The 26,057-nt window shown below is 72.3% G+C and carries 21 protein-coding genes; 8 read left to right on the forward strand and 13 right to left on the reverse strand.

From position 1 onward, the window contains the following. Positions 1–113: 113 nt before the first annotated feature. Complete coding sequence (locus tag ACIGDI_RS29320; protein ID WP_399902718.1) at positions 114–1,037, reverse strand: LLM class F420-dependent oxidoreductase; 924 nt, start codon at positions 1,035–1,037, stop codon at positions 114–116. 244 nt (positions 1,038–1,281) lie between these two features. Here ACIGDI_RS29320 and ACIGDI_RS29325 point away from each other — a divergent pair, with 244 nt between their 5' ends. After that, a complete protein-coding gene (locus tag ACIGDI_RS29325; protein WP_399902721.1) occupies positions 1,282–1,479 on the forward strand; it encodes a hypothetical protein in 198 nt (65 codons plus the stop codon). Here ACIGDI_RS29325 and ACIGDI_RS29330 read toward each other — a convergent pair. From ACIGDI_RS29330 to ACIGDI_RS29345, 4 genes are all read right to left on the reverse strand, one after another. After that, positions 1,476–1,946, reverse strand: a complete 471-nt coding sequence (locus ACIGDI_RS29330; RefSeq protein WP_399902724.1) for a DUF6099 family protein — start codon at positions 1,944–1,946, stop codon at positions 1,476–1,478. The two genes, ACIGDI_RS29325 and ACIGDI_RS29330, sit on opposite strands and share 4 nt — an antisense overlap. Before the next feature lie 181 nt (positions 1,947–2,127). Then, positions 2,128–2,511 carry a nucleotide pyrophosphohydrolase gene (locus ACIGDI_RS29335; RefSeq protein ID WP_272176340.1) on the reverse strand — a complete coding sequence of 128 codons (384 nt, stop codon included), beginning with the start codon at positions 2,509–2,511 and terminating at the stop codon, positions 2,128–2,130. Continuing rightward, entirely contained in the window at positions 2,463–3,641 is a 1,179-nt protein-coding gene (locus ACIGDI_RS29340) for an ATP-binding protein (protein ID WP_399902727.1), read from the reverse strand. The genes ACIGDI_RS29335 and ACIGDI_RS29340 overlap by 49 nt, the downstream gene beginning before the upstream one ends. Before the next feature lie 97 nt (positions 3,642–3,738). Beyond that, entirely contained in the window at positions 3,739–4,128 is a 390-nt protein-coding gene (locus tag ACIGDI_RS29345) for a cell division protein SepF (RefSeq protein WP_399902729.1), read from the reverse strand. A 218-nt stretch (positions 4,129–4,346) separates the two neighbouring features. On the opposite strand from ACIGDI_RS29345, the gene ACIGDI_RS29350 reads away from it, so the two are divergent. Further along, positions 4,347–6,104, forward strand: coding sequence for a hypothetical protein (locus tag ACIGDI_RS29350; protein ID WP_399902732.1), 1,758 nt, complete (start codon positions 4,347–4,349; stop codon positions 6,102–6,104). 6 nt (positions 6,105–6,110) lie between these two features. Here the strand turns inward: ACIGDI_RS29350 and ACIGDI_RS29355 are convergent, their stop codons facing one another. Next, a complete protein-coding gene (locus ACIGDI_RS29355) occupies positions 6,111–6,626 on the reverse strand; it encodes a YceI family protein (RefSeq protein WP_399902735.1) in 516 nt (171 codons plus the stop codon). 135 nt (positions 6,627–6,761) lie between these two features. Between ACIGDI_RS29355 and ACIGDI_RS29360 the strand changes: the two genes are divergently transcribed. Next, entirely contained in the window at positions 6,762–7,265 is a 504-nt protein-coding gene (locus tag ACIGDI_RS29360; protein ID WP_399902738.1) for a MarR family winged helix-turn-helix transcriptional regulator, read from the forward strand. Positions 7,266–7,342: 77 nt separating this feature from the next. Further along, positions 7,343–10,465 (forward strand): FAD-binding and (Fe-S)-binding domain-containing protein, encoded by a 3,123-nt coding sequence (locus ACIGDI_RS29365; protein WP_399902741.1) that lies wholly within the window; start codon positions 7,343–7,345, stop codon positions 10,463–10,465. 21 nt (positions 10,466–10,486) lie between these two features. Here ACIGDI_RS29365 and ACIGDI_RS29370 read toward each other — a convergent pair whose 3' ends face one another. The 4 genes from ACIGDI_RS29370 to ACIGDI_RS29385 all read right to left on the reverse strand — a co-directional run bounded on the left by ACIGDI_RS29370 (position 10,487) and on the right by ACIGDI_RS29385 (position 13,369). After that, positions 10,487–11,089: a sigma-70 family RNA polymerase sigma factor gene (locus tag ACIGDI_RS29370; protein WP_399902743.1), complete on the reverse strand. Its 603-nt coding sequence runs from the start codon at positions 11,087–11,089 to the stop codon at positions 10,487–10,489. A gap of 44 nt (positions 11,090–11,133) precedes the next feature. After that, a complete protein-coding gene (locus ACIGDI_RS29375) occupies positions 11,134–11,889 on the reverse strand; it encodes a hypothetical protein (RefSeq protein ID WP_399902745.1) in 756 nt (251 codons plus the stop codon). A 115-nt stretch (positions 11,890–12,004) separates the two neighbouring features. Continuing rightward, on the reverse strand, positions 12,005–12,748 hold the full coding sequence (locus ACIGDI_RS29380) for a YcnI family protein (RefSeq protein WP_399902748.1): 744 nt from the start codon (positions 12,746–12,748) through the stop codon (positions 12,005–12,007). 39 nt (positions 12,749–12,787) lie between these two features. Next, positions 12,788–13,369 carry a hypothetical protein gene (locus ACIGDI_RS29385; protein ID WP_399902751.1) on the reverse strand — a complete coding sequence of 194 codons (582 nt, stop codon included), beginning with the start codon at positions 13,367–13,369 and terminating at the stop codon, positions 12,788–12,790. Positions 13,370–13,641: 272 nt separating this feature from the next. Here ACIGDI_RS29385 and ACIGDI_RS29390 point away from each other — a divergent pair, with 272 nt between their 5' ends. Continuing rightward, positions 13,642–14,043: a DUF6153 family protein gene (locus ACIGDI_RS29390; RefSeq protein WP_399902754.1), complete on the forward strand. Its 402-nt coding sequence runs from the start codon at positions 13,642–13,644 to the stop codon at positions 14,041–14,043. 84 nt (positions 14,044–14,127) lie between these two features. Next, positions 14,128–14,751 (forward strand): DUF305 domain-containing protein, encoded by a 624-nt coding sequence (locus ACIGDI_RS29395; RefSeq protein ID WP_399902757.1) that lies wholly within the window; start codon positions 14,128–14,130, stop codon positions 14,749–14,751. 57 nt (positions 14,752–14,808) lie between these two features. Here ACIGDI_RS29395 and ACIGDI_RS29400 read toward each other — a convergent pair whose 3' ends face one another. Both ACIGDI_RS29400 and ACIGDI_RS29405 read right to left on the reverse strand, forming a co-directional pair. Next, positions 14,809–15,762 carry an XdhC family protein gene (locus tag ACIGDI_RS29400; RefSeq protein WP_399902760.1) on the reverse strand — a complete coding sequence of 318 codons (954 nt, stop codon included), beginning with the start codon at positions 15,760–15,762 and terminating at the stop codon, positions 14,809–14,811. 13 nt (positions 15,763–15,775) lie between these two features. Next, the gene (locus tag ACIGDI_RS29405) at positions 15,776–19,882 is read right to left on the reverse strand and encodes a molybdopterin-dependent oxidoreductase (RefSeq protein ID WP_399902762.1); all 4,107 of its coding nucleotides are present in this window, start codon (positions 19,880–19,882) and stop codon (positions 15,776–15,778) included. 245 nt (positions 19,883–20,127) lie between these two features. On the opposite strand from ACIGDI_RS29405, the gene ACIGDI_RS29410 reads away from it, so the two are divergent. Then, positions 20,128–20,565 (forward strand): Fur family transcriptional regulator, encoded by a 438-nt coding sequence (locus ACIGDI_RS29410; protein WP_142143199.1) that lies wholly within the window; start codon positions 20,128–20,130, stop codon positions 20,563–20,565. A 23-nt stretch (positions 20,566–20,588) separates the two neighbouring features. After that, positions 20,589–22,778: a catalase/peroxidase HPI gene (gene katG, locus ACIGDI_RS29415; protein ID WP_399902765.1), complete on the forward strand. Its 2,190-nt coding sequence runs from the start codon at positions 20,589–20,591 to the stop codon at positions 22,776–22,778. Between the two features lie 90 nt (positions 22,779–22,868). Here the strand turns inward: katG and ACIGDI_RS29420 are convergent, their stop codons facing one another. Then, positions 22,869–25,811 (reverse strand): glycosyl hydrolase, encoded by a 2,943-nt coding sequence (locus tag ACIGDI_RS29420; protein ID WP_399902768.1) that lies wholly within the window; start codon positions 25,809–25,811, stop codon positions 22,869–22,871. Positions 25,812–26,057 lie beyond the last annotated feature (246 nt).

The raw sequence follows: 26,057 nt of genomic DNA on the forward strand, positions 1-26,057 counted from the left end.
CGGGTGCCGTACGCGCGAAAGCCCCCAGGAAGGGTGATCCTGGGGGCTCGGCAGGACGACGCTCCCACCTTCGCACACGGCGCCCGGCCGGCGCCCCGGTTTATTTCCTCAGGTCACGACAGCTGCGACTGGACCTGGGCGGAGATCAGCTCCAGGTGGTCCAGGTCGTCCAGGTCGAGGACCTGGAGGTACAGACGGCTCGCGCCGACGGCGGCGTAGCGGCCGATCTTGTCGACGACCTCGGACGGGGTGCCGGCCAGGCCGTTGGCCTTGAGCTCGTCGACCTCGCGGCCGATGGCGGCGGCCCGGCGGGCGACCTCCTGGTCGTCCTTTCCGACGCAGACGACGAGGGCGTTGGAGTAGACGAGGTCGTCGCCCTGGCGGCCGGCTTCCTCGGCGGCGGCGCGGACGCGGGCGAACTGGCGCTCGCTGTCCTCGACCGAGGCGAACGGCATGTTGAACTCGTCGGCGTAACGGGCGGCCAGGCGCGGGGTGCGGGTGGGGCCGTGGCCGCCGATCAGGACGGGGATCTTCGCCTGGGCGGGCTTGGGCAGGGCGGGCGAGTCGGTGAGGTCGTAGTGGGTTCCGTGGAAGTCGAAGGTGTCGCCGGGCTTCGTCTGCCACAGGCCGGTGACGACGGCCAGCTGCTCCTCCAGGCGGGAGAACTTCTCCTTGGGGAACGGGATGCCGTAGGCCTTGTGCTCCTGCTCGAACCAGCCGGCGCCGATGCCGAGTTCGACGCGGCCGCCGGACATCTGGTCGACCTGCGCGACCTGGATGGCGAGGACGCCGGGGAGGCGGAAGGTGGCGGCGGTCATCAGGGTACCCAGGCGGATGCGCTTGGTCTCGCGGGCGAGTCCGGCGAGGGTGATCCAGGCGTCGGTGGGGCCGGGCAGGCCGTCGCCGTCGCCCATCCTCAGGTAGTGGTCGGAGCGGAAGAACGCGTCGAATCCGAGGTCCTCGGTGGCCTTCGCCACGGTGAGCAGGGTGTCGTAGGTGGCCCCTTGCTGGGGCTCGGTGAAGATGCGCAGGTCCATACATCTATCCTGCACACCTTCGTGCCGGTCGACCGCACCGGTACCCGCCGTCACTCCCGTCCCCGGTCGGGTGAAATCGCGTCAACGCGGTGCGCGGGGGGTGCCCGCGCCAGTGACCGGGCCCGGGGGTGATCGTTGCTCGTGCGGAGCCGGACCGCCCGGCGCCCGCACCGGTCGGTCCTCGCCGGGGCGTCACCCGTGTCGGCCTCTGTTGTTGCGGGGCCGGGGGCCGAGGAGGCCGTCAATGTCCGAAGAGTCAACGGTGCCGCCGCAGGGCGGGAGCTCCGGCCGGCCGAAGGGCCTGCTGCAGCAGATGGAGGAGCTGATGGCGGCCCTGAACGCGGATCTGTCCGCCCTGGACGCCGACCTCCAGTCGGCCGGCCGCGGCGCCGAGGACGGCGAGGTCCAGGTCCGCCCCGCGGGGCGGGGGTCCGGCTTCTAGCCCGCCTCTCTCTCGGGCAGCCGCTGCTCCCCCTCCGCCAGTTTGCGGAGCATGTCCCGCACCCGGTCCCGGGACTCGTCGGCCGCGTCGATGGCCTCCATGCACTGCCAGTAGGTGGCCTCGTCGTCCGCGGCGCAGGCGAGGCCCACCAGGGCGATGCCGACCTCGCCGAGGAGGCCGCCGAGGCAGAGCAGGGCCTGGCGGGCGTCGCCCAGTTCGGTCAGCTGGGCCGCGCGCAGGTCGCCCTGGGCGAGCCGCGGGGTGTCCAGGACGCCGCAGCCGCGGCCCGCCAGCTCGGTCAACCCCAGTGCCTCGCCGCGCAGTTCGGGCGGTCCGGCGACCGCGAGGCGGCTGCCTATCGCCTGGGCCAGGGCCTGCGCCTGCCACACCTCCGTCAGGATCTCCGGCGTACCGCCGCCCATCGCCAGGGCGCGCCTGCTGGTCACGATGAGCCGAACAGCGTCCATGCGCTGCCCCCGTCCGTCTTGACGCGCTGCCCACGCGTCCGTCCGCCCGAACTCCGTTGTCCACTACCCAGAGTGAGGGGCTGCGGGACGAAAAGCCAGAGGTGGGCGGAAATCTGTGGACAACAAATCGGTTTCGGACGGGATTTTGACTGCGGAGAGTGAAAACGGATCGAACGGCTCCTTACGGCGCCGGGAACCGCCGCTCGTTGCGGTCGATCTTGGCGTCGAGTGCCGCGAGGGGGTCGATGTCCAGGACGTGGCAGAGCTGGAGCAAGTAGGCGAGGACGTCGGCCACTTCGTCGGTGACCCGGTGCGCGGTGCCGGGGTCGTCCATCACCCGGGCCGACTCCTCCGGCGTCAGCCACTGGAAGATCTCGACCAGTTCGGAGGCCTCCACGCTGAGCGCGGCCACCAGGTTCTTGGGGGTGTGGTACGGCTGCCAGTTGCGGGCGGCGGCGAAGTCGGCGAGCCTGCGCTGCAGTTTCGCCACGTCGAGGGGTTCGCGCGAAGGATCGTTCACGGCTCCAGGTGTACCACCGTGACCCCGTCGGCCCCGGCGGTCCATGACGCGTCGCCGACCCCGGCGACCACGCGGATGTGCCCCCGTTGCCCCATGCGCGCGGCCAGCCGCAGCAGTTCACGGCGCTGGCACGGGTCCAGTGACCGGTCGAAGGCGTCGGCGAGGACGGTGAGCGTCTGCATCGCGGCGGGCACCTCGCCGGCCGCGTCCACCTCCAGCACGCCCGGGCCGGTCAGCAGGACCAGGGCGAGGGCGACGTAGCGCAGTTCGCCGTCGCCCAGCCGCTCGAAGGCCGTCCGGTAGCCGTCGCCCCGGTCGAGCAGGCCGCGGACCGTGCCGTCGCCGAGCGGTTCGGCGAGTACGTCGGTGACCGTCCCGGCGCATCCGGCGCGCACCGCGGCGACGAGCTGCGCGTGCCGGCGCCCGCACTCGGCGCGGGTGCGCCACAGGACGTCGGCGAGGTTGTCGCAGCCGGGCAGGAGCCGGCCGGAGGCCGTCGGCACCGGGAGGCGCATGCGGCCGGGGCGGGGGTCGCAGGCGAAGACGGAGCGCAGGGCGACGACCATCTGTTCGGCGGCGGCGAGCACTTGGCGCTGTCCGTCGGTCTTGCCGGCCACGCGCAGCGGCAGCAGCGCCGTGCCGAGCCGGTCGTCGGGCAGCGGGGCGCGGGTCACCGGGGTCGCGCCGGCCGTGTGCCAGGCGGCCTGGACGACACGGCGGGCGGGGTCGCGCAGGGCGGTCTCCAGCAGGACCAGGCCGCCGGAGGTCAGGCGCTCCCCCACGATGCGCAGTTCGGGCTCGGCCTGTACGGCGACGTCGAGCCGGACCGGTCCCTCGGGGCCGTCGGCCGTGCAGCCGATGCGGAAGCCGCGGCGGCGCTGGGCGTCGGGCCGGGCCCGGTCGGGCACGCAGGCACCCGGGTCGGGGAACACCTCGGCGACGGGCGCTCCGCCGCCGAGCCGGGCGAGCGCCTCGTACGCCCGTAACGCGGTGGTCTTTCCGCAGCCGCTGGGCCCGGCGAACAGGGTGACGGGCCCGATCGCGAACCGCGCGCCGCGGTGACCGGCGAAGGCGGACAGCCGCAGTTCGGTGAGGCAGGGGCGGGCCACCGCGGGCCGGTCGGAGAGCGGTGGCAGAGGGCTGCCCGGCTCCGGTGACACAGATGACACGCTCATGCCCGGACCGTACGGCTCCACGATCCGGGGAACCGTTCCACCTCCACACGCTTCCCACGAACGGGCGACAGATCACCGACCCCTGGCGACCCCTGGGTCAACCGCCGGAGACTCCCGCGCTCTCCATCAGGCCCGTCACCTCCGTGCCGGCCGGGGTGAGGAGGAACACGTTGCGGTCGACGCGGTGCATGCCGCTCGCCAGGCCGAAGACGACTCCGGTGCTGAAGTCGAGGACGCGCTTGGCGACCTCCGTCTCCGCGCCGCTGAGGTCGAGGAGGACCGGGATGCCGGCCATCAGGGTCTCGGCGACCTCGCGGGCGTCGCCGAAGACGTTGACCCGCAGGACGACGAAGCGGCGGCGCGGCTCGGTGACCGCTTCCGGGAGCGAGCGGTGGTCCACCGCGGACGGCCAGGCGTCCCGGCCCCGCAACGGCACGACCTGGGCGAGCCCCTCCCACTGCTCATCGGTGACGTCGTACCTGTTCACCGGTTCCCCCCGAACTGACTCGCCTTCGATACCTGCATCAGCCAATTCTTACGCCAAGTCACCCGTTCGGCCCAACAGCGACACGGTCCGCGACTGCCCCACGGGACGCATCCAGCCACACATTCCAGGTCTTACCGGGCTCACACCGGACTCTTCACCTCCGGCCACACCCCGCTCACCGGGCGGGTCTAGCGTCCGATGACGTGCACTTGGCAGAAATGAAGCAGGTGACACCCGGTCGGCGGACGCAGTCGGCGGTGTCCGCCCTCCCGGAACAGCCCGCGCAGTGGCACCGCGTCCTGACGTTGCTCGCCGACATCAGCCTCTTCATCGGCACCCGCGCGATCTGGACGCAGGCAGAGAGCCACCGCCCGGCCGTCGCCGCGGTCATATCGGTGTGCTACGCCGCGATCCTCGTGAGCGGCGTGCTGACGCTCGTCGTGCGCCGGGCGAGTTCGCTCATGCGGCTGGACGCCGTCGTACTGGTGACCGCCGTGGCGCTCGCCCTGTGCGCGTGGGCGATGAACCACGGCGGCTCGGACGAGGCCGTCCTGACCACCCAGGCGGCCCGGGAACTGGCCGCGGGCCATCCGGTCTACGGGCAGCCGTGGCCATGGCTGTTCACCAAGGGCATCGCCCTGACCACGACGTTCAACGGCGGCTACGACTTCACCTACGGCTACCCCCCGCTCGCCCCGCTGCTCACCGCGCCCCTGTTGTGGATCGGCCACGGGGGCGCCCCGGCGACGGCCGTGAGCACGGGCGCACTGATCGCGGGCACGGTCGTGCTGTGGCGGATGCTGCCCGCGCAGTGGCGATCGGCGGCCACGATGGCGTGCCTCGGCTTCGGCTTCCTGCCCACCTACGCCCGTGAGGGCTACCCGGGGATCACCGCGCTGGCGCTGCTGATCCCGGTGGTGGTGCGCTGGCCGCGGATCGGGCTGGGCGGGCGCCTGGGGGCGTCCGGCGTGGCCAGGGCGGCGTGTCTGGGCGCGGCGTGCGCGGCGCAGCAGCTTCCCTGGTTCCTGGCGCCGTTCCTGCTGGCCGGGATCTACGCGCTGCGCCGGGGCGAGCTCGGCGGGCGGGCCGCGGCGCTGGTGGTGGCGCGGATCGTGGGCGTCGCCGCGATCGTCTGGCTGCTGATCAACACGTACTTCGTCGTGAGCGAGCCGGGCACCTGGGCCACCGGTATCGCGCTGCCGCTGATCCAGGGGGCGACGCTGCACGGGCAGGGCCTGGTCGGGATGTCGCTGTACTACACGCACGGCAGCGACCGGCTCGACTGGTACGGGCACGCGAGCATGCTGCTGGCCGTGGCCCTGCTGGGGCTGCTGGTGCTGTTCATGCGCCGGCTGGGTCCGGCGGCGACCGTGCTGCCGTGGTGCGCGTTCTACCTGGCGACCCGCTCCCAGGACGGCTACTACCTGATGATGACCCCGCTGTGGCTGGCGGCCGCCATCACGGCGCCCCCGACGGAGTTCGCCCGGGCCTGGCAGCCGCGCCCGCGGCTGCTGACCGGCCGGCGGCGGCGTCCGGCGCTGATCGCGACAGCCGTGCTGCTGGTCGCCCCGGCGCTGGTCAGCGCCGTCGTGGCCGTCACGGGAAAGCCGCCGCTCAGGACGGAGATCGCCGCCGTACGCCGGACCGCGAAGGACGCGAACGTCCTGACCCGGCTGACCCTGCGGGTCACCAACACCGACGACAGCGCCCTCGAACCGCACTTCATGCTCACCGTGGGGCAGGGGCTGCGGCAGTACTGGACGACCCTGCGGGGCCCGGCCAGCCTGCCCGCGCACACCACGGCCGACTACGTGATCCGGCCGGCCCACGGCGGGTTCGCCCTGCCGGGGCCGCACGCCCGGCTCCGGCTGCGGGTGTTCACCGCCGACCCGCAGACGCTGTCGAGCAGCGACGTGCATCTGCGCGTGGACGGCCACCACGGCGGCGGGACCGGGCGGTCCGGCCGGTCCCGCTGACCGGCGTCAGGCGGCCGAGCGCACGAAGCGGAGCGTGGCGGTGACCGTCGCCGGGCCGCGCATCATGCCCATCTGGTTCCAGCCGAGCCCGAACTCGGCGCGGTCCACGGTGAACTCCGTCTCCAGGGTCAGCGCGCCGGCGCCGGCGTCCACCAGGCGGGCGGTGACGGACTGCGGGCGGCTGACGCCGCGCACGGTCAGCTGACCGGACACCTCGACGGTGTCGCCGGAGCGCACCTGGGCGTCGCGGACGGCGAAGGTGATCTCGGGGTGGTTCGTCACGTCGAAGAAGTCGGCCGAGCGCAGGTGCTCGTCGCGCTTCTTGTGCTTGGTGTCGAGGGACGCGGCGTCGAGCGTGATCGTTCCGGCGGCGGTCCCGTCGGCGCTCACCTCGCCCCGGCCTCCGACGACACCGAAGGTGCCTTTCACGGTGACCAGGCCCCACATCGTCTTGTGGCGCAGGGCGACGGTGGAGGCGGCGGCGTCGAGCTGCCAGACACCGGTTTCGACGGCGACGGTCATGGTCTTCTCCTGGGAGCGCGGGCGGGCCACCTGGCGGGTCCTGGTGGTTCAAATTTGGATGACTGGCACGCTAGCCCATTATCCAAATCTGGACAACCACCTCGTCCAAAAATGGACAATGGGTAGACTCGACCCATGGCCGACCCCGACGAGCACCTCACCGACCTGCCCGAATGCCCCTCCATGCGGGACGGCGGACTACTGCCCAGGGAGCTGCGGGCCTGGATGGTGATGCTCGCGGCCATGGGCGCGGTCGAGCAGGAGCTGCGCTCGGTCGTCAAGGACCGGCTGGACGTCTCCCACGACGAGTTCCTGATCCTGTGCCTGCTCGCCGAACAGCCGGCATCGGGCCTGCGCATGACGCGCGTCGCCGAGCTCCTGGGCCGCCCCAAGACCCGGCTCACCTACCAGATTGCCTGCCTCCAGCACGCCGGGCTCGTCACCCGCAAGTCGGTCTGCGGCGACAAGCGGGGCATCGAGGTCGCCCTCACCGACAAGGCCCGCCGGCTGCTGCGGGAGGCTTCCGGCGCGCTCGCCGAGACGGTCACCCGGGCCTTGAGCCACGTGATGGGCCCCGACCAGCGCGAAGCCATGCGCGGACTGATGCCGGAGCTCGCCGGGGAGGCCGAGGAGGCGTAGCGGCGGGACGGATGGCCCTCCGCGGCCCGGGTACCCGGCGGTCCCGTGCCGCTGTGCCGTGTCCGAAGGAGGGCGCCATGGGCGCGCTGGACCTGCCCGAACCTGTCGTGCGTCGCGAGGGCGCGGCGCCCCCCGCCGACTCGCCGAGGCTCGAGGCCGCGTTGCGCGACCGGGTCGACGGAGAGGTGCGCTTCGACGCCGGGAGCCGGGCCGCGTACGCCACCGATGCCTCGAACTTCCGGCAGACCCCGATCGGCGTGGTCGTGCCCCGTACGCCCGAGGCCGCCGCCGAGGCGGTGGCCGTGGCGCGTGAGCACGACGCGCCCGTGCTGTCGCGGGGCGGCGGGACCAGCCTGGCCGGGCAGTGCACCAACACGGCCGTGGTGATCGACTGGTCCAAGTACTGCAACCGGCTGGAGTCCGTGGACCCGGACGCCCGCACCTGTGTCGTCCAGCCCGGCATCGTCCTGGACGACCTCAACCGCCGACTCGCGCCGCACGGGCTGCGGTTCGGCCCCGAGCCCGCGACCCACGCCAACTGCTGCCTCGGCGGCATGATCGGCAACAACTCCTGCGGCGCCACCGCGCAGGCGTACGGCAAGGTCGTCGACAACATCGCCCGCCTGGAGGTGCTGCTCTACGACGGCACCCGCTTCTGGTGCGGGCAGACCAGCGACGAGGAGTACGCCGAGATCGAGCGGCAGGGCGACCTGCGGGCCGCCGTCTACCGGCGGTTGAGGGCCTTGCGGGACCGGTACGGCGACGAGGTGCGCCGCCGCTACCCGGACATCCCGCGCCGGGTCTCCGGCTACAACCTGGACTCGCTGCTTCCCGAGCACGGCTTCGACGTGGCCGGACTCCTCGTCGGCAGCGAGTCGACGCTGGTCACCGTCCTGCGGGCGGAGCTGGAACTGGTGCCGGTGGTGCGGGAACGGACGCTGGTGGTCCTCGGGTTCCCGGAGATCTCCGTTGCCGCCGACGCCGTACCGACGATCCTGCCGTACGAGCCGATCGCGCTGGAGGGCGTCGACGCGCTGCTGCTGAAGGACGAGCGGATCAAGGGCCTCAACCCGAAGGCGCGCGCCGAACTGCCCAAGGGGAACGCCTTCTTGATGGTGCAGTTCGGCGGGGACACGGCCGAGGAGGCCGACGAGGCGGCACACCGGATGCTGGAGGGACTGCACGAGTCCGAGCACGACGCCGACGTCGCCTTCCTCGACGACCCCACCCACGAGGACGAGTTGTGGCAGGTCCGGGAGGCCGGACTCGGCGCCACCGCGCACATCCCCGGCAGGCCGGACACCTTCGAGGGCTGGGAGGACTCGGCGGTGCCGCCGGACCGGCTCGGCGACTATCTGCGCCGACTGCGCCGCCTGTACGACGAGTTCGGCTACCTCAGCGACACCGGGCCCAGTCTCTACGGCCACTTCGGGCAGGGCTGCGTGCACACCCGTATCCCCTTCGACCTGTACAGCGCGGACGGCGTGGCCACCTACCGCCGGTTCATGGAGCGGGCTGCGGACCTGGTCGTCGAGTTCGGCGGGTCCTTCTCCGGGGAGCACGGCGACGGACAGAGCCGGGGCGAGTTGCTGGGGCGGATGTTCGGGGACGATCTCGTCGAGGCGTTCGGGCGGCTCAAGGCCGTCTTCGACCCGCTCGACCGGATGAACCCCGGCAAGGTGGTGGCCCCCTACCGGCTCGACGAGAACCTCCGCCTCGGCGGCGACTGGGCGCCGTACGTCGAACGCGACCTGCACTTCCGCTTCCCCGGCGACGGCGGGACGTTCGCGCAGGCCGCCAACCGCTGCGTGGGCGTGGGCAAGTGCCGGCAGCTCACCAACGCGGGCGGCTCGGTGATGTGCCCCTCCTACCAGGTCACCCGCGAGGAGGAGCACTCGACGCGGGGCCGGGCCCGGCTGCTGTTCGAGATGCTCGACGGGCACGGGGACAGCGCGATCCGGGACGGCTGGCGGTCGGAGGCGGTACGGGACGCGCTCGACCTCTGCCTGGCCTGCAAGGGCTGCAAGAAGGACTGCCCGGCCGACGTCGACATGGCCACCTACAAGGCGGAGTTCCTCTCCCACCACTACGCGGGGCGGCCCTGGCGCAGGCCGCGCTCCGACTGGTCGATGGGCTGGCTGCCGGCCGTGGCCCAGGCCGTCGGCCGCGCCCGGCTCGGGCCGGCCGTCAACGCGCTCACCCACACGCCGGGGCTGTCCAGGGCCGCCGTCGCCGTCGCCGGGGTCGAGAACCGGGAGGTGCCGCTGTTCGCGCGCCGGACCCTGCAGCAGTGGTTCGCGGGACGGCGGGAGACCTACGGCGACGGGACGCGCGGGAGCGTACTGCTGTGGCCGGACACCTTCACCAACTTCTTCCACCCGCACATCGGTCAGGCCGCCGTGGAGCTGATGGAGCGGGCCGGATGGCGGGTGGTGCTGCCGCAGGAACCGCTGTGTTGTGGCCTGACATGGATCTCGACCGGTCAACTAAGCGTTGCCGAGCGGGTGTTGAAGCGGACCGTGCGGGCGCTCGCGGGGCATGTGCGGGCCGGCGGACTCGTGGTCGGGATGGAACCGAGCTGCTCCACCGTCTTCCGGTCGGACATGGGCGACCTGTTCCCCGGCGACCGGGACGTGCGCCGGCTGAGTGATCAGACGGTGACGCTCGCGGAACTGCTCGTCGACCACAGCCCCGGCTACGAGCCGCCCCAGGTGCCGGACCGGTCGGCGCGGGCGGTGGCCCAGGTGCACTGCCACCAGCACGCGGTGCTCGGCTGGGACTCCGACCAGGAGTTGCTGCGGCGGGCCGGCGTGGACGTCGAGCGCCTGGAGTCCGGCTGCTGCGGGCTGGCGGGCAACTTCGGCTTCGAACGAGGGCACTTGGAGGTCAGCGAGGCGTGTGCCGAGCGGGTGCTGCTGCCGCGGCTGCGAAAGGAGGACGCGTCGACCGTGGTGCTCGCGGACGGGTTCAGCTGCCGCACCCAGGTGCACGAGTTCGACAGCGGCGGCCACGAGGCGGTGCACGTGGCGGAACTGCTCGCCTCGGCCCTGCCGGACGGGCGGTACGGCAGCGCGTACGGCGTCGGTCCCGAGACCCGGCCCGCCCCGCCGGGGCGCCTGGGCAGGACCCTGGCGCTCGGCGGGGTCGGCGCGGGCGTCGCGGGAGTCGCGGCGGGCCTGGTACGAGGCCTGCGCCGGTGACGTGACCCGAGGAGGCGGCGGCTAGGCGAGCTGCAGCTCACCCGCCAGGGTGGCCCGTGCTCTGGCCACCCTGGAGCGGACCGTTCCCTCCGGGCAGCCGCTCAGCGCCGCCGCCTCCGCGTACGGCAGTCCCAGCAGCTGGGTGAGGACGAAGGCCTGGCGCCGTTCGTCCGGGAGGGCGGCGAGCAGGTCCAGGAGGACGATGCCGTCGTCGAAGCCCGGCAGGCCCCTGGGCTGGGCGTGTTCGGCCGCCAGCTGCCAGTCCGGGCGGTCCGCCAGGCGGGGCCTGGCCGAGGCGCGGCGGTAGCCGTCGATCACCGCGCGGCGGGCGATGGACAGCAGCCAGGCGCGGGCCGAGCAGCGGCCCTCGAAACGGTGCAGGCTGCCGAGGGGGCGCAGGAAGGTCTCCTGGGCCAGGTCGTCGACGGCCTGCGGATCGGCGCACAGGTGGGCGACGTAGCGCAGGACGTCGCGGTGCAGCGCGCGTACGAAGTGCTCCACGGCGTCCGGGTCACCGGCTCGCGCGGCCAGCGCCCAGGCCGTCGTCGCCTCGTCGAGCGCGGCCGACTCGGCACGTGGGCTGGTTCTTTTCGGGCATGCCGCAGGCAGGGCAGGGGTGATCATCCGATGTCCTTCTCGGGTGAGTGGGTGGGAGGTTCCGGCTGTCGTCAGGCGACAGCGGTCCCCACCGGTGGTCCCCGAGAGGTGATCGCGTGGACGAGGAGAAGCAGGCGCGGCGCCCGGTCGGAGCGTGGGCGGCCGAAGCGCGGGAGGGGGTGGTGCGGGGTCGGCGGCGGGGCGAGCGGCAGTCGCAGGGGTGCGGCCAGCCGGGCCCCGACGGCGCGCAGGACGCGGAAGGCGGCCCGCTCGCCGTGCGCCAGCCACAGACCGCACAGCAGGGCGGCCAGCAGGTGCGCGGCGAGCATGCCGAGGGACGGGGAGCCGCCGACGGCGTGGTCCATGTGCATCCCGCCCATGGAGCCCTGGCTGCTCATGTCCATGGCGCCCATGGGGGCCGCGGAGTTCCCGCCGCTCATGTCCATCGCGCCCATGACGGCCGCGGACTTCCCGCCGCTCATATGCATGGCGCCCACGGAGACCGCGGAGTTCCCGCCGCTCATGTGCATGGCGGCCACGTAGTCCGCCGCGTGGCCGCCGCTCTCCGGCGTCGCCGACCGCGCGTAGGAGAACGCCGAGTGCAGGACCGCCTGGGCGCCGACGACGACGGGCACGATCAGCGCGGGGCCGCGTTCCCGGCCCGCCAGGCACCAGCCGGCGGCGCCGGTCGCGGCCGCGCCGGCGGCCAGGGCCCACCCGGGCACCCGGCCGCCGGACATCAGCTCGTGCGCCAGGGCGGCGAGCAGCACGCAGACGGCCGCGAACACCGCGGCCCGTGACGTGCGTGCACACCACCCTGCTGTCATGGCGCCTCATCCTCGCACCGGGAATCCGGCCGTCGGCGGAAGGTACGGAAACCCACAGGCATCGCGCTCAACTCACAGCCTGACTCCGGGCCATGAGGAAGAGGCGACGCGTTCGCTACTCGGGACGAGCACCGCCGTTGCGGCCGCGTGCGAGCGCGAAGCCGGCCGCCGCCAGCCCCAGTACGCCGACGACGAGTCCGGCGACGCCGAGTCCGCGCGCGGTCGAGTCGGTGGCCGACGCCTTGGACTCGGTGCTCGCGGAGCTCTTCGAACTCTCCGGCAGCGGGGTCGTGCCACTGGCGCCCACGTCGGTGCCCTTGGCGGTCAGCTTCAGCACCGGTGCCGGGCTCTCCGGCTCCTCGTCGCCCTGCGCGGGCTGCTCGATCCAGCGGGTGGTCTTGCCGTCGGAGTAGGTCTGCAGCGTCTTGAAGACCAACTGGTCCGTGTCATCGGGAAGTTGACCGAAGGCCACGTTGAAGTCCGCGTAGTGGCCGGGGTCGATCCTGCCGCCGGTCCAGGTGATCTCGGAGACGGCGTCGGTGATGGTGCCGTCGTCGGTCTTGACCGGCTTCTTGAGCTTGGTGTTGGTGACCTTCGCCGTCCAGCCGTCCTGCGGGGAGACGAGCACGCCGAGCAGCGGGTGGTCGGTGGGCAGATAGACCTGCACCTTGGTGGTGCCGGCACCGTCCTCCTCGTTGGGGACGCGGAAGGTCAGGACGCCGTCCGTGGCGCCCTTGGCGTAGCTCTCGGGGTGGACGGTGACGTGCGCGGAGGCGATGCCCGCCGCGGCGAGCAGCCCGGCGGCGGCCAGGGCGGTGACGGTTCCGGCGCGGCGCAGGGTGGCGCGTACTGAGGACATGGGTGGGTGAATCTCCGTACTGGGGAAGTGGGTCGGTGATCAGATCGGGTACGGAGTCCCCGGTGGCGGCCCGCGCCGCTGCACCGTGTGCCGCAGCGGCGTCCGCCGCGGCGGCCGCGCGTCCCACGTGTACGGGCGTACGACGTCCCGCGGGTCCGGCACGAGACCGGCACCGCCGCGCACCCGCCACCAGGCCCGCAGGCCCGGCACCAGTGCGGCGGTGCGGCGGAGCAGCGACCACACGGCGGCCTCGCCGCGTCCGAGCCACCAGGTCAGCACCAGGGCGGCGACGACGTGTGCGGCGCCGGCGTGCGGTGTCACGGTGTGCGCGTGGGACATGCGCATGCCGTGCATGATCATCGTCGGGTGCGGTGCCACGGCGTCGAAGGCGAGGTGCAGCCCGCCCTGGGCGAGGAGCGTCCCGGCGCCGATGGCGCCCAGGGACCGCTGCCGGCCGCCCAGCAGGCACCCGGCGGCGAAGACCGGCGCGAATCCGGCGGCCTGCACCCACACGGGTGGCGTCGTCCCGATCGCCAGCGCGTGCCCGCCGACGGCGAGCAGCACGCACAGCGCGGCGAACACCGCCGCGCGCAGCCCGCGGACCGGAGCAGACGCCGTCATGGCGCCCGATCCTGTCACGCGACGCGCCGGGCCTGCCGGGCGGATCCCCGAGCCCACAGGTATGGGCCGGAAATCCACAGGCGGACGGCCTGTGCGGGGACCGCGGCGGCGGTCGGCTCGGTCGAACGGCCTGATGGGCAAGGGGAGTTCCGAAAGGGTCGGTCTGCTGTCCGTCGTATGGATACGGCCGGCTTCACCGGTGCGTTCATCCCGCGGTGCCCTTTCGGCCGATCATGGGTCACCGTCCGCGCGGCCGCGGCGGTCTGCGTAACATGAGCGCCGTGACAGCCCGCGCACAGCAACGCCCCACGCCACCGCCCTCCGTGCGGTGGCGGGCGTTTGTGGTGCTCGCCCTGCTGGCCGGGCTGTTCGGCATGCACGGCCTGGCCCCCGGCGGCTCCGTCGAGGCGCACTCCGTCTCCCGGCACATGACGGTGACGGCCGTCTCGCACGACAGCTGCGTGGACGACGACTGCGGCGGCGGCCATGCCCGGCACGCCGACCAGATCTGTGCGTCGGCCGCGGTGAGCGGCGGACCGACGCTCCCGGCACTGGCACCGGACCCGATGGCCGCCCCCGGGCCCGCCGACATCGTTCACCCGTACGCGGGGACGGCACCGGACGCGGCACGCGCCCCGCCCTCCCTGGCGGAACTCCAACTCCTGCGGATCTAGACGCGCCCCGTACCGCGACCGCGAACCGGCGCCGCGGTGCGCTCCGGCACGTCAGCACTCACTTCGCACAGCAGGAGTTCCAGCATGCGCAACACTCGTACGTCTCTGGTCCGCCGTACCGCCCTGGTGGCCACGGCCGTCACCGCGGCCCTCGTCCTGGCCGGCTGCGGCAACGACGGCGGCGGCGACAGCGGGAGCGGCGGCCACCACGCCTCCGCCTCGGCCTCGGCCTCGTCGGGCGCCGCCGCTCACAACGACCAGGACATGGCCTTCGCGCAGGGCATGATCCCCCACCACCAGCAGGCCCTGGAGATGGCCCGTCTCGCGGCCGGCCGGGCCTCCTCGCCGCAGGTCAAGGACCTCGCCTCGCGCATCGAGAAGGCGCAGGACCCGGAGATCCGCACCATGAACGGCTGGCTGAAGAGCTGGGGCATGGGCATGTCCTCGGGGATGCCCGGGATGGGCCACTCGTCGATGCCCGGGATGATGGACGCCAAGGACATGGCCGGGCTGAAGAAGATGTCCGGCAAGGATTTCGACTCGATGTTCCTGACCATGATGATCGAGCACCACAAGGGTGCCGTGGCGATGGCCGGGACGGAGAAGGCCAAGGGCTCCTACGGCCCCGCCAAGTCCATGGCCGGTGACATCGTCGACGCGCAGACCGCCGAGATCACGGAGATGAACAAGCTCCTCGGCAAGGGCTGACGCATTCCGAGGGGCCGGCACTAGCCGGCCCCTCTTCCTCGCCTCTCGTGCTCGCGGTCACCCGCCGAGCGCCGCCAGTACCTCGGCGCAGATCGCCAGTGCCGTCTCCGCCGGGGTGCGGGCACCGATGTCCAGGCCGATGGGGCCGTGCACCCGGGTCAGATCGGAATCGGTCAGGCCCGTGCGGAGCAGGGCGGCGGCGCGGCGGGCCTGGGTGTGGCGGGAACCCAGGGCGCCGACGTACGGGACGCCCCTGGTCAGGGCGGTGCGCAGGGTGGGCACGTCCACGTCGGGATCGTGACTGAGCATGATCAGACAGGCGGCGGCGGGATGCTCGGCGAGGAGTTCCTCGGCGTCGCGCCCGACGCCCGTCACGGTGGCCTGCCAGCCGAGCAACCCGGCCTGGGCGACGAGGAGTTCGGCGAGCTCGCCACCGCCCACGACGACGAGGTGCGGGACGGCCGGGCAGGTCTCGACGAGGACGAGCCCGGCGTCGGCCGCGTGCACCTCGCGTCCGGCGCGATGACGGCCGAGCAGCGAGCGCGCCTGCACGGCCGCCTGCGGCGGGACGTCCGGCCCGTCGACCGCCTCCTGCGGTGTCACTACGGTGCTGACTGCGTGCGTGCGCCCCTCGTCCAGCCAGGTCACCAGCGCCACGTCGGCCCCCGCCGCGAGCAGCTGCCACCAGCGGGGCGGGACGGCGCCCAGCGGCTGGAGCAGGATCTCGGCCTGTCCCCCGCAGGTCAGCCCCGCCCGCGCCACGCCCTCCTGGTGCACGCCCACCTCGCACACGCGGGCGGTGTGGCCGGGCGGCACCGCGCAGGCCTCGGCGACGATCCGCTGGTCGAAGGCGCCCCGGTACAGCCGCCCGGTGTACTGCCCGTCCGAGTCGATCAGCATCGCGTCGGCCGGCTGCCGCGCCCCGAACCCGCGCTCGGTGAGGGGCCGCGCGAGCACCGCCGCCCGGCCTTCGGCCGCCCACCGCCGTGCTGTCTCCGCCAGGTCACGCATGCACCCAGCGTAGTCAGTAGACGTCCCGGACGTACCTCTTGTCGGCCGCGAGCTGCTTGACGTACGCCGCCGCCCCCGCCTCGTCCAGTCCGCCGTGCACCTGGGCGATGTCCCGCAGCGCCCGGTCGACGTCCTTGGCCATGCGGGACGCGTCGCCGCAGACGTAGAAGTGGGCGCCGTCCCGCAGCCACGACCACAGCAGCGGCCCGTGTTCGCGCATGCGGTCCTGGACGTAGACCTTGACGCGCTGGTCGCGGGAGAAGGCGGTGTCGAGGCGGTCGAGCGTGCCGTCGGCCAGGAACGCCGTGAGCTCCTGCTCGTAGTAGAAGTCGGTGGCCCGGTGCTGCTCGCCGAAGAACAGCCAGTTGGGGCCCCGGTGGCCGAGGGCGCGGCGCTGCTCCAGGAAGCCCATGAAGGGGGCGACGCCGGTGCCGGGGCCGACCATGACCATCGGGGTGGCGGGGTCGGCCGGCGGGCGGAAGTGGGCGGAGCGCTGGACGTGGACCGGAACCGGGGTGCCGGTCTCGGCGTCGGCCAGGAAGGGCGAGCAGACGCCCTGGCGGGGGCGGCCGGCCAGGTTCTCGTAGCGGACGACGGAGACGGTGAGGGAGACCAGGTGGGGGTCGGTCAGCGGGCTGGACGATATGGAGTACAGGCGCGGCTGGAGGCGTCCCAGCACCTCGGCCCACTCCTGCGCGGTGGCCCGCACCCCGTGCTCGGCGATCACGTCGACGGCCTGCCGGCCCCAGGACCACCGGGCCAGCTCACCCTTGTTGTCGGGACGCAGGAGCTTCTTCAACTCCCGTGAGTCGCGCGCGCGTTCGGCGGCGAAGCGGAGCAGTCCGGGCGTGATCCGGGTGATGTCGAGGTGTCGTGAGAGGGCTTCGCCCAGGGCGACCTCGCCGACGCCGCCGACCTCGACGGCCGCGTCCGCGTCCAGTCCGGTGACCGTCAGCCACTCCGCCACCAGCGCACGGGAGTTGAGCGGCTGTACGCCGAGTGCGTCGCCCGCTTCGTACAGCAGCGGGATCTCGCTGTCGCGGGTGTCGAAGGTGAACCGGCGGACCTCCTTGCCGGCACCGGGGAGGCTCAGGAGACGGTTGCCGGTGAGGCGGGCGACGACGGGGGCGGGCTTCCTCACGCGCGCCGGGCGGGGCGCGGCGGACGGCGGGGCGAGGGTGGACGCGGGGGCCGGGGCGGGCACCGCCGCGGGGGCGGGCGCCGGGGCGGGTGCTTCGGACAGTGCGGTCAGGATCCGGTCGAGCCAGGCGTGGGCCGTGTCCTCGTAGTCGGGCTCGCAGTCGGTGCGCGGGGCGAGGCGCAGCGCCCCCAGTTCGTCCAGCCGCCGGTCGAGACGGCGGCCGTGGCCGCAGAAGTCGTCGTAGGAGGAGTCGCCGAAGGCCAGGACGGCATAGCGCCGTCCCTCCATGCGCGGGGTGTCGGCGGCGGCCAGGGTCTCCCAGAAGCCGGCGCCGTTGTCCGGTGCGTCGCCGTCGCCGAAGGTGCTGGTGATCAGCAGCAGGTCCGCGCCGGCGGGCAGCAGCGCGGGGTCGGCCTCGTCCATGCCGAGCACGGAGGCGGCGTGGCCGTCGGTCTTGAGCCGCTCGGCGGTGGCGGCCGCGAAGTCCTCGGCGTTGCCGGTCTGCGAGGCCCAGAGGATCACCACCTCACGGCCGGGCGCCGGCGGCGCCGGAGCGGATGCCGTGCCGCGGGAGTACATGCCGGCCAGCACGCCGTTCACCCACAGCGCGTGCTCGGGGCTGAAGGGCGCCGAGGGCGGCAGCACGGGCACGCCCGGCGCGCCGGCCGGGATGCCGGCGAGGAACCCCACGAGGTACTGGCGTTCCTGGGCGGTGAGCACCGGCGGCGGCGCGGGTTCGAGCCCGAAGGGATCGGAGCCGTAGGCGACGGCGGCGGGTTCGACCGCCGTCCGCACGGCCGGTGTTCGCACCGTGACCGGCGTCGGCACCTTGGTGAGGGACACCGCGCACACCTTCAACTCCGGCTGGAAGGAGAGCGGGTCGACGGCGTCGCCGGTGACGGCGTTGACGCTGAGGTACTCCCCGAACAGGTCGTTCCAGTGGAAGGGCGCGAAGCAACTCCCGGGCCGGACGCGGTCGGTGACGACCGCCGGCAGCACGGCCCGGCCGCGCCGCGAGGCGACCTCCACCGAGTCGCCGTCGGTGATCCGCAGGCGTTCGGCGTCCTGCGGATGCAGTTCCACGAAGGGGCCGGGGTTCAGCTTGTTCAGCTTGGCCACCTTCGCCGTCTTGGTCAGCGTGTGCCACTGGTGCTGCAAACGGCCGGTGTTGAGGACGAACGGGTAGTCGTCGTCCGGCATCTCGGCGGCCGGCAGGTGCGGCCGGGCGAAGAAGGCGGCTCGCCCGCTCGCGGTGGGGAAGACCGGCGAGCCGTCCTCGCCGAGGTACCTGATCGGGTTGCGGTCGGGCCCGTCCTGGCTCGCCGCCGGCCACTGCACAGGGGTCTCGCGCAGCCGCTCGTAGGTCACCCCGCTCAGGTCCCACCCGGTCTTCGGGTTCCGGAACCGCTTGATCTCCTCGAATACCTCCTCGGCGCTGTCGTACGAGAAGTCCTGCTCGTAGCCCATCTCCCGGGCGACGGCCGCGATGATCCGCCAGTCGGCCATGGCCTCGCCGGGCGGGTCGGTGGCGGGCCGGGCGAGGGTGAGGTTGCGCTCGCTGTTGACGAGGACGCCCTCGGTCTCGGTCCACAGGGCGCCGGGCAGGACGACGTCCGCGTACGCGTTGGTCTCGGTGTCGGCGAACACGTCCTGGGTGACGACGAACTCGGCGGCCTCCAGGCCCTCGATGACCGTCCTGCGGTTGCCGACGGAGGCGACGGGGTTGGTGCAGATGATCCAGCAGGCCTTGATCTCGCCGTCGGTCATCTGCCGGAACATCTCGACGGTGCCCCTGCCGACGCCGTCGGCGCGGACACCGCCCGCCTCCAGTCCCCACACCTCCTCGGCGAACGCCCGGTCCTCGTCGACCAGCACGGACCGCTGTCCGGGCAGACCGGGCCCCATGTAGCCCATCTCGCGGCCGCCCATGGCGTTGGGCTGCCCGGTGAGGGAGAACGGGCCGCTGCCCGGACGGCAGATGGCCCCCGTCGCCAGATGCAGGTTGACCAGGGCGTTGGTGTTCCAGGTACCGTGCGTGGACTGGTTGAGGCCCATCGTCCAGCAGCTGGTCCACTCCCCCGCCTCGCCGATCAGCCGGGCGGCCTCGCGGATGTCGTCCTCCGGGATGCCGGTGATGCCGGCGACGACCTCGGGCGGGTAGTCGGCGAGGAAGGCGGGCATCTCCTCCCAGCCCTCGGTGTGCCGCTCGATGAAGTCGGGGTCGGTGTGCCCGTTCGCGTGCAGCAGGTGCAACAGGCCGTTGAGCAGGGCGAGATCGGTGCCCGGCGCGATCTGCAGGAACAGGTCGGCCTTCTCGGCGGTGGCGGTGCGGCGCGGGTCGACGACGATCAGCCTGGCGCCCGCCGACTTCACCCGGTCCATCATGCGCAGGAAGAGGATCGGGTGGCAGTCGGCCATGTTGGAGCCGATGACGAGGAAGACGTCGGCGCGGTCGAGGTCCTGGTACGACCCGGGCGGCCCGTCGGCCCCGAGCGAGAGCTTGTAGCCGGTGCCCGCGCTGGCCATGCACAGGCGGGAGTTGGACTCGATCCGGTTGGTCCGCACGAACCCCTTGGCCAGCTTGTTCACCAGGTACTGGGCCTCCAGGCCCAGCTGCCCGGAGACGTAGAAGGCGAGAGCGTCGGGTCCGTGCTCGTCGACGACGGCGCGCAGCCGCCGGGCGGTCTCGGTGATCGCCGCGGCGACCCCGGTCGGCACGGGTTCCGCTCCCCGCTCGGGCCGGACCAGGGCCGTGGTCAGGCGCCCGGGAGCGGAGAGCAGGTCGGCGGTGGTGGCCCCCTTGGTGCACAGCCGTCCGAAGTTCGCGGGGTGGTCCTTGTCGCCGGACGCCTTCAGGACCGTACGGCGTCCGTCGGGCCCGAGGCAGACGTCGAGGACGATGCCGCAGCCCACACCGCAGTAGGAGCAGACCGTCCGCACCTTCCTCGTGTCGGCGTTCGGCGAGTCCGGCGCGGCCACGGGCACCCCCTGCTTCTCATGATCGTCCCGTACGGGTGGAGCTTCCGTGACGGTACGAAATGCCCATTACACGGGTGTCTCCTGAGCCGGTCATCAGGGGTTACACCGGGCGCACAGGGGTGCGGTGGGCGCTGTGAGAGATCTTGCGGCGGGCCCGCGGCCGGTGTCGGCCCGACGGCACGCCACCAAACTTGCACAGTTCGCTTTCTTGAATCGTTCGTGTTTAAGGCTGTAGGTTGATCCCCATGACTTCACCCCAGCTTCCGACCACCGCCGAGGAGCTCCGCGGTGCCGGCCTGCGGGTGACGGCCGCACGCGTCGCACTGCTCGAGACCGTCCGCGAGGGTGACCACCTCGACGTCGAGACGATCGCCTCGGGTGTGCGCGAGCGAGTGGGCCACATATCCCTTCAAGCGGTGTACGAGGCACTCCACGCACTGACCGGCGCGGGCCTCGTACGGCGCATCGAGCCGCCCGGCAGCCCGGCCCGGTTCGAGGGGAGGGTCGGTGACAACCACCACCACCTCGTCTGCCGGTCCTGCGGCGCCGTCTTCGACGTCGACTGCGCGGTCGGCCACGCACCTTGTCTCACCCCGTCCGACGACCGCGGCTTCGCGCTCGACGAGGCCGAGGTCATCTACTGGGGCCTGTGCCCCGACTGTTCCTCCGCACGCACGGCCTGAGCACCAACCCCGGAAGGATTCCCATGTCTGAGAACAACGCCGCAGAGGCCAAGTGCCCGGTGGCGCACGACCGCGCCCTGCACCCGACCCAGGGCGGGGGCAACCAGCAGTGGTGGCCGGAGCGGCTCAACCTGAAGATCCTTGCCAAGAACCCCGCCGTGGCCAATCCGCTCGGTGAGGAGTTCGACTACGCCGCTGCGTTCCAGAGCCTCGACCTCCCGGCGGTCAAGCGCGACATCGCCGAGGTGCTGACGGACTCCAAGGACTGGTGGCCGGCCGACTTCGGCAACTACGGCCCCCTGATGATCCGTATGGCCTGGCACAGCGCGGGCACCTACCGCATCAGCGACGGCCGCGGCGGCGCCGGCGCCGGCCAGCAGCGCTTCGCCCCGCTCAACAGCTGGCCCGACAACGTCAACCTGGACAAGGCCCGCCGTCTGCTGTGGCCGGTGAAGAAGAAGTACGGCAAGAGCCTGTCCTGGGCCGACCTGATGATCCTCGCCGGCAACGTCGCCCTGGAGACCATGGGCTTCGAGACCTTCGGCTTCGCCGGTGGCCGTGAGGACGTCTGGGAGTCGGAGGACGACGTCTACTGGGGTCCCGAGAAGGTCTGGCTCGACGACCAGCGCTACACGGGCGACCGTGACCTGGAGAGCCCGCTCGGCGCGGTCCAGATGGGTCTGATCTACGTCAACCCCGAGGGCCCGAACGGCAACCCGGACCCGATCGCCGCGGCCCGCGACATCCGCGAGACCTTCCGCCGCATGGCGATGAACGACGAGGAGACCGTCGCCCTCATCGCCGGTGGTCACACCTTCGGCAAGACCCACGGCGCCGGCCCGGCGGACAACGTCGGCCCCGAGCCCGAGGCCGCCCCGATCGAGCAGCAGGGCCTGGGCTGGAAGAGCACCTACGGCACCGGCAAGGCCGGCGACACGGTCACCTCCGGCCTGGAGGTCACCTGGACCGCCACGCCGACCCAGTGGAGCAACGGGTTCTTCAAGAACCTCTTCGAGTACGAGTACGAGCTGACCACCAGCCCGGCCGGCGCCCACCAGTGGGTCGCGAAGGACGCCGAGGCGATCGTCCCCGACGCGCACGACGCGACGAAGAAGCACCTCCCGACGATGCTCACGACCGACCTGTCGCTGCGCTTCGACCCGGTCTACGAGCAGATCTCGCGCCGCTTCTACGAGAACCCGGACGAGTTCGCGAAGGCCTTCGCCCGCGCCTGGTTCAAGCTGACCCACCGCGACATGGGCCCGAAGGCGCTGTACCTCGGCCCGGAGGTCCCGGAGGAGACCCTGCTGTGGCAGGACCCGCTGCCGGAGGCCGAGGGCGAGCCCATCGACGCCGCCGACATCGCGTCGCTCAAGGCCAAGCTGCTCGACTCGGGCCTCACGGTCTCCCAGCTGGTGACCACCGCCTGGGCGTCCGCCTCCACCTACCGCAACAGCGACAAGCGCGGCGGTGCCAACGGCGCCCGCATCCGCCTGCAGCCGCAGGCCGGCTGGGAGGTCAACGAGCCCGACAAGCTGGCTCAGGTCCTGCGCGTCCTGGAGGGCATCCAGGCCGGGTTCAACACCGGCGCCAAGAAGGTCTCCCTGGCCGACCTGATCATCCTCGGCGGTGCCGCCGCCGTGGAGAAGGCCGCCAAGGACGCCGGCTTCGACATCGAGGTGCCCTTCACGCCGGGCCGCGTGGACGCCACGGACGAGCACACCGACGCGGAGTCCTTCGCCGCGCTGGAGCCCTCCGCCGACGGCTTCCGCAACTACCTGGGCAAGGGCAACCGCCTGCCGGCCGAGTTCCTGCTGCTGGACAAGGCGAACCTGCTGGGCCTGAGCGCCCCGGAGATGACCGTCCTGGTCGGCGGTCTGCGGGTGCTGGGCGCCAACTACCAGAGCACCGCCCACGGCGTCCTCACCGAGACCCCCGGCAAGCTCACCAACGACTTCTTCGTCAACCTGCTCGACCTGGGCACGACCTGGAAGTCGACCTCGCAGGACCAGACGACCTTCGAGGGCCGTGACGACGCGACCGGCGAGGTGAAGTGGACCGGCACCCGTGCCGACCTCGTCTTCGGCTCGAACTCCGAGCTGCGCGCCCTCGCCGAGGTCTACGCGGCCGACGACGCGAAGGAGAAGTTCGTCAAGGACTTCGTCGCGGCGTGGGTGAAGGTGTCGAACGCGGACCGCTTCGACATCGCCTGATCCGCACGGTCACCGAGCCGGGCCACTGACGTCCGGGCCGTCCCTCAGGGGGCGGCCCGGACGTCGCCGTTTCCGGCCGTGCGCCCCGCGTCAGGCGTAGGGCAGCCGGACGGTCGACAGGTCGCCGGTGTCCAGCGTGCTGGGGGTGGTGCCCAGGGCGCTCCAGACCCTGACCCGTACGGTTCCGTTCTTCAGGTCGCAGGGGGTGCCGGTCGCCTTGGCCAGGCCGGCGCTCTCGGTGTAGTGCTCCCAGCCGGGGAGCGGGTCGGTCGCGAAGTACCGGTAGGTCTCGACGCGGTCCCATGAGCCCGCGCCCGTGCAGTCGTACGACACCTCCATCTGGACCGCGTTGCCGACGGTCCGCCCGGCGTCGACGGCGAGGTCGAAGCGAAGGGTGCCTCCGGCGTACTTCAGGTCGATCCCGGAGGCCGTGAAGGTCAGCGGTTTGTACGGGCTGCCGTCGTGGTTGACGCCGTCGGCCGACGCCACCGTCACACTGCCCGCGGTCCCGGCGGTAGCCGACAGCGTTCCGTCATCCATCAGGTGCAGGGTGGGGGACGAACCCGTGCCGCCGGACGGCGTGGGGGTCGGGGTCGGCGTGGGGGTGGGGGTCGGCGTGGGCGTGGGGGTGGGTCCTCCCGTGCCGCCGGGTGCGCTGCCTCCGCTCCAGGTGTGGGCGCCGGCGGTCACCGTCCTGCCCGCGGGCACCTGCACGGTGGTTCCGTCGGAGAAGTGCACGGTGGTGTCGGTGGCGGTCGGGTTGGCGGCGACGTAGGTGCGTTCGCCGTTCTTGGTGAAGACCGCGGTCAGCGGATCGTCGGCGGTGACGGCGGTGTCCACGGTGCCGAGGGCGGCGAGGTTGCGGATCCAGTGGAAGGTGTGGGCCTTGCTCTCGCCCTCCTCGGAGGTGAGGGAGCTGTCGGCGCGGAAGTCGGCCAGGGCCGCGTCGCCGTCGCCGAGGGCGAGGTACTCGTACCAGATGTCGGGCCAGATGCCGGGCTTGGTCTTGCCGGCCTGGTCCAGCATCTCCTGGTAATTGGCCCTGACGTAGGCCGGGTTGTCGCCGAGGTAGAGGTGGCCACCGGTCACCGGCAGCAGATTGATGCCCTGGATCTGCTCGGGGGCGCTGGAGAACCAGGTGGAGTAGGCGCCGCCGTTGCTCCAGACCATGCCGACCTCCTTGTGCGGGAAGTCGGCGGGGTAGACCTGGTCGTGGGTGTCGAACCAGTAGTCCTCGATGGCGGCGGCCTGCGTGGTGTACATGTAGATGCCCGCGTCCCGGACGGTCTTGTCGCCGGTGGCGGCGCCCCACTGGATGAGCGCGTTGTCGAAGTTCATGCCCTCGGACGAGGACTCCTGGTTGTTGCCCGCGGCGAACGAGCCGTGGCCCGAGGCCCAGTCGTGGCCGGCGTAGATGTCGAAGTCCCTGAGGTAGGGGAAACGTTTGTCCGCACGGTCGTAGTTGTCGGCGTCCCTGATGAGCAGGTCGACCATTCCGCCGTAGTGGTCGGCGTCGGCCCAGGTGGGGTCGAACCTGGCGAGGGTCGCGGCCGCGGCGATGTAGTAGCCGTAGTGGAAGTGGTGGTCGTTCAGCTCCTGGTCGGACCCGTAGGAGGCCGGATAGCCGATCAGCGTGCCCCAGTTGCGGTCGTAGTAGAACTGGTGGCCGGTCTTGCCCTGCGACGCGGTGAACCAGTCCGTGAGCTTGGACCTGATCGCGGACAGGGCGGCGTCGCGGACGTCGGTGTTGCCGGTCTGGTCGGCGATCTCCGCCAGTCGTGCGGCGCGTCCGAGGCCCTTGCCGGTCCAGTAGGTGTCGTCGCTCTGCTGCCGGGTCGGGTCGGCCTTCTCCGCGTCGAGGTACGCCTGCAGCGTGGTGGCGTCCGCGCCGGAGTCGTCGGCGACGGCCGGAACCTCGGGAAGCACTCCGTGGAAGACCATCGACGTCGTGAAGGACGTGACGCCGGTGAGCACCTTCAGCGGGCCCCGGGAGGAGACATAGGTCTGCGGCAGCGGGCTGCCGTCGGACAGGTGCCGCCACTGGTGCGGCAGCAGCGCCGCGACCGTCCCGGTCGCCGACCCTTCGAGGGCGGTGGTGGTGAGGCGGTACGTGGTCGTGACGGTGCTGTCCGCCTCGTCGTAGCGGTAGGACACGGCCGTACCGGTGACCTCGTCGTAGGCGTACTTGGCGTACTCCGCCGCGAGGGCGGCCCGGTCGTCGGCCGACGTGGCCGACGTGGTGGGCAGCACGGCGACCGAGAAGTAGTCCTTGCCCGCGAGCGAGGAGGTCAGGGTGGAGCCGCTGACGGACCAGGTCGCGCCGCCGGGGGCGAAGGCGACGTAGTCGTGTCCGTGGACGGTGTAGCCGATCATGGGCCCGTCGTGGGACCAGACGTCCACGGTCGCGTCGGAGGCGGCCTTGATCTGCGCGTCACCGCCCGTCGCACGGAAGTGGACGAACGGCAGACCCGAGCCGATGGTCGCCCGCAGCGTGTGGGCGCCGTCGCTGAGGAGGGGGCTGACGGTCCAGTCGGTCCAGTCGTCGACCTTCACCTCGGGGGCGGACAGACCGGAGACGCCGGCGACGAAGTCCTCGCGGTAGTCGAAGTGGTACTCCCCCACGCCCTTGCCACTGCCGGAGATCGTCGGCTTGGTGCTGTAGGAGACGCCCAGCCCGCCCGACTGGGCCCGGAAACCCAGTGGTTGGGCGAACAGGGGCTCGCCGTAGGCACAGTTGGTGCGTTTCCACAGGATCGACGACCACCAGTCGTTGGTGGGTACGGCGCCCGAGGGGGCGTCGGCCGTCACCCAGTGGCGCGGATTGGTGGACAGGTCCGCGCACCCCGAGGGCAGCGGGCCCGGGGCCGTGGTGGTGTAACTGCCCGCACCGACCGTGTCGGCTCTCGCCGCCGCGGAGTCGAAGGCCGCGAGGACGGCGCCGAGCAGGGCGGCGACGGCGAGGAACACCGCGGCTCGCCGCAGGACCGCGGGCCGCGGCGCGGTTCTCGGTGGCTGAGCACTGTCTCTTGCCATGGGGACCCTTTCAGCAGGGAGGCGAGGCGTGCGAACGGAGCACCACGCAGCGCGACTTTCATATCCCAGGCCATAGCGGGAAGGAGCCCGTGATTGCCGCGCTTGAGAGCGCTCTCAAGCTGGGAACATAGAGGGGCCCCATGAGGCCGTCAATACAGAGAGCGGTGATCGTTCAACGAATGGTCACCGACCCATGTGGTTGCGCTCGTCGTCCAGTGGCTCGTTGTCAGCCATGACGAAAGGCGG

Origin of the sequence: Streptomyces sp. NPDC085900, assembly GCF_044540925.1 — a bacterium.
Taxonomy (GTDB): Bacteria; Actinomycetota; Actinomycetes; order Streptomycetales; family Streptomycetaceae; genus Streptomyces; species Streptomyces gilvifuscus.

Excerpts from the sequence above, each read along its gene's own strand:
- ACIGDI_RS29330 (WP_399902724.1), bottom strand. The coding sequence starts at position 1,946 with ATGGACGCTGTTCGGCTCATCGTGACCAGCAGGCGCGCCCTGGCGATG.
- ACIGDI_RS29340 (WP_399902727.1), bottom strand. The coding sequence starts at position 3,641 with ATGAGCGTGTCATCTGTGTCACCGGAGCCGGGCAGCCCTCTGCCACCG.
- ACIGDI_RS29370 (WP_399902743.1), bottom strand. The coding sequence starts at position 11,089 with ATGATCACCCCTGCCCTGCCTGCGGCATGCCCGAAAAGAACCAGCCCA.
- ACIGDI_RS29335 (WP_272176340.1), bottom strand. The coding sequence starts at position 2,511 with ATGGACCGCCGGGGCCGACGGGGTCACGGTGGTACACCTGGAGCCGTG.
- ACIGDI_RS29410 (WP_142143199.1), top strand. The coding sequence starts at position 20,128 with ATGACTTCACCCCAGCTTCCGACCACCGCCGAGGAGCTCCGCGGTGCC.
- katG (WP_399902765.1), top strand. The coding sequence starts at position 20,589 with ATGTCTGAGAACAACGCCGCAGAGGCCAAGTGCCCGGTGGCGCACGAC.
- ACIGDI_RS29390 (WP_399902754.1), top strand. The coding sequence starts at position 13,642 with ATGAGCGCCGTGACAGCCCGCGCACAGCAACGCCCCACGCCACCGCCC.
- ACIGDI_RS29380 (WP_399902748.1), bottom strand. The coding sequence starts at position 12,748 with ATGTCCTCAGTACGCGCCACCCTGCGCCGCGCCGGAACCGTCACCGCC.
- ACIGDI_RS29320 (WP_399902718.1), bottom strand. The coding sequence starts at position 1,037 with ATGGACCTGCGCATCTTCACCGAGCCCCAGCAAGGGGCCACCTACGAC.
- ACIGDI_RS29400 (WP_399902760.1), bottom strand. The coding sequence starts at position 15,762 with ATGCGTGACCTGGCGGAGACAGCACGGCGGTGGGCGGCCGAAGGCCGG.
- ACIGDI_RS29420 (WP_399902768.1), bottom strand. The coding sequence starts at position 25,811 with ATGGCAAGAGACAGTGCTCAGCCACCGAGAACCGCGCCGCGGCCCGCG.
- ACIGDI_RS29385 (WP_399902751.1), bottom strand. The coding sequence starts at position 13,369 with ATGACGGCGTCTGCTCCGGTCCGCGGGCTGCGCGCGGCGGTGTTCGCC.
- ACIGDI_RS29350 (WP_399902732.1), top strand. The coding sequence starts at position 4,347 with ATGAAGCAGGTGACACCCGGTCGGCGGACGCAGTCGGCGGTGTCCGCC.
- ACIGDI_RS29365 (WP_399902741.1), top strand. The coding sequence starts at position 7,343 with ATGGGCGCGCTGGACCTGCCCGAACCTGTCGTGCGTCGCGAGGGCGCG.
- ACIGDI_RS29375 (WP_399902745.1), bottom strand. The coding sequence starts at position 11,889 with ATGACAGCAGGGTGGTGTGCACGCACGTCACGGGCCGCGGTGTTCGCG.
- ACIGDI_RS29325 (WP_399902721.1), top strand. The coding sequence starts at position 1,282 with ATGTCCGAAGAGTCAACGGTGCCGCCGCAGGGCGGGAGCTCCGGCCGG.
- ACIGDI_RS29360 (WP_399902738.1), top strand. The coding sequence starts at position 6,762 with ATGGCCGACCCCGACGAGCACCTCACCGACCTGCCCGAATGCCCCTCC.
- ACIGDI_RS29395 (WP_399902757.1), top strand. The coding sequence starts at position 14,128 with ATGCGCAACACTCGTACGTCTCTGGTCCGCCGTACCGCCCTGGTGGCC.
- ACIGDI_RS29355 (WP_399902735.1), bottom strand. The coding sequence starts at position 6,626 with ATGACCGTCGCCGTCGAAACCGGTGTCTGGCAGCTCGACGCCGCCGCC.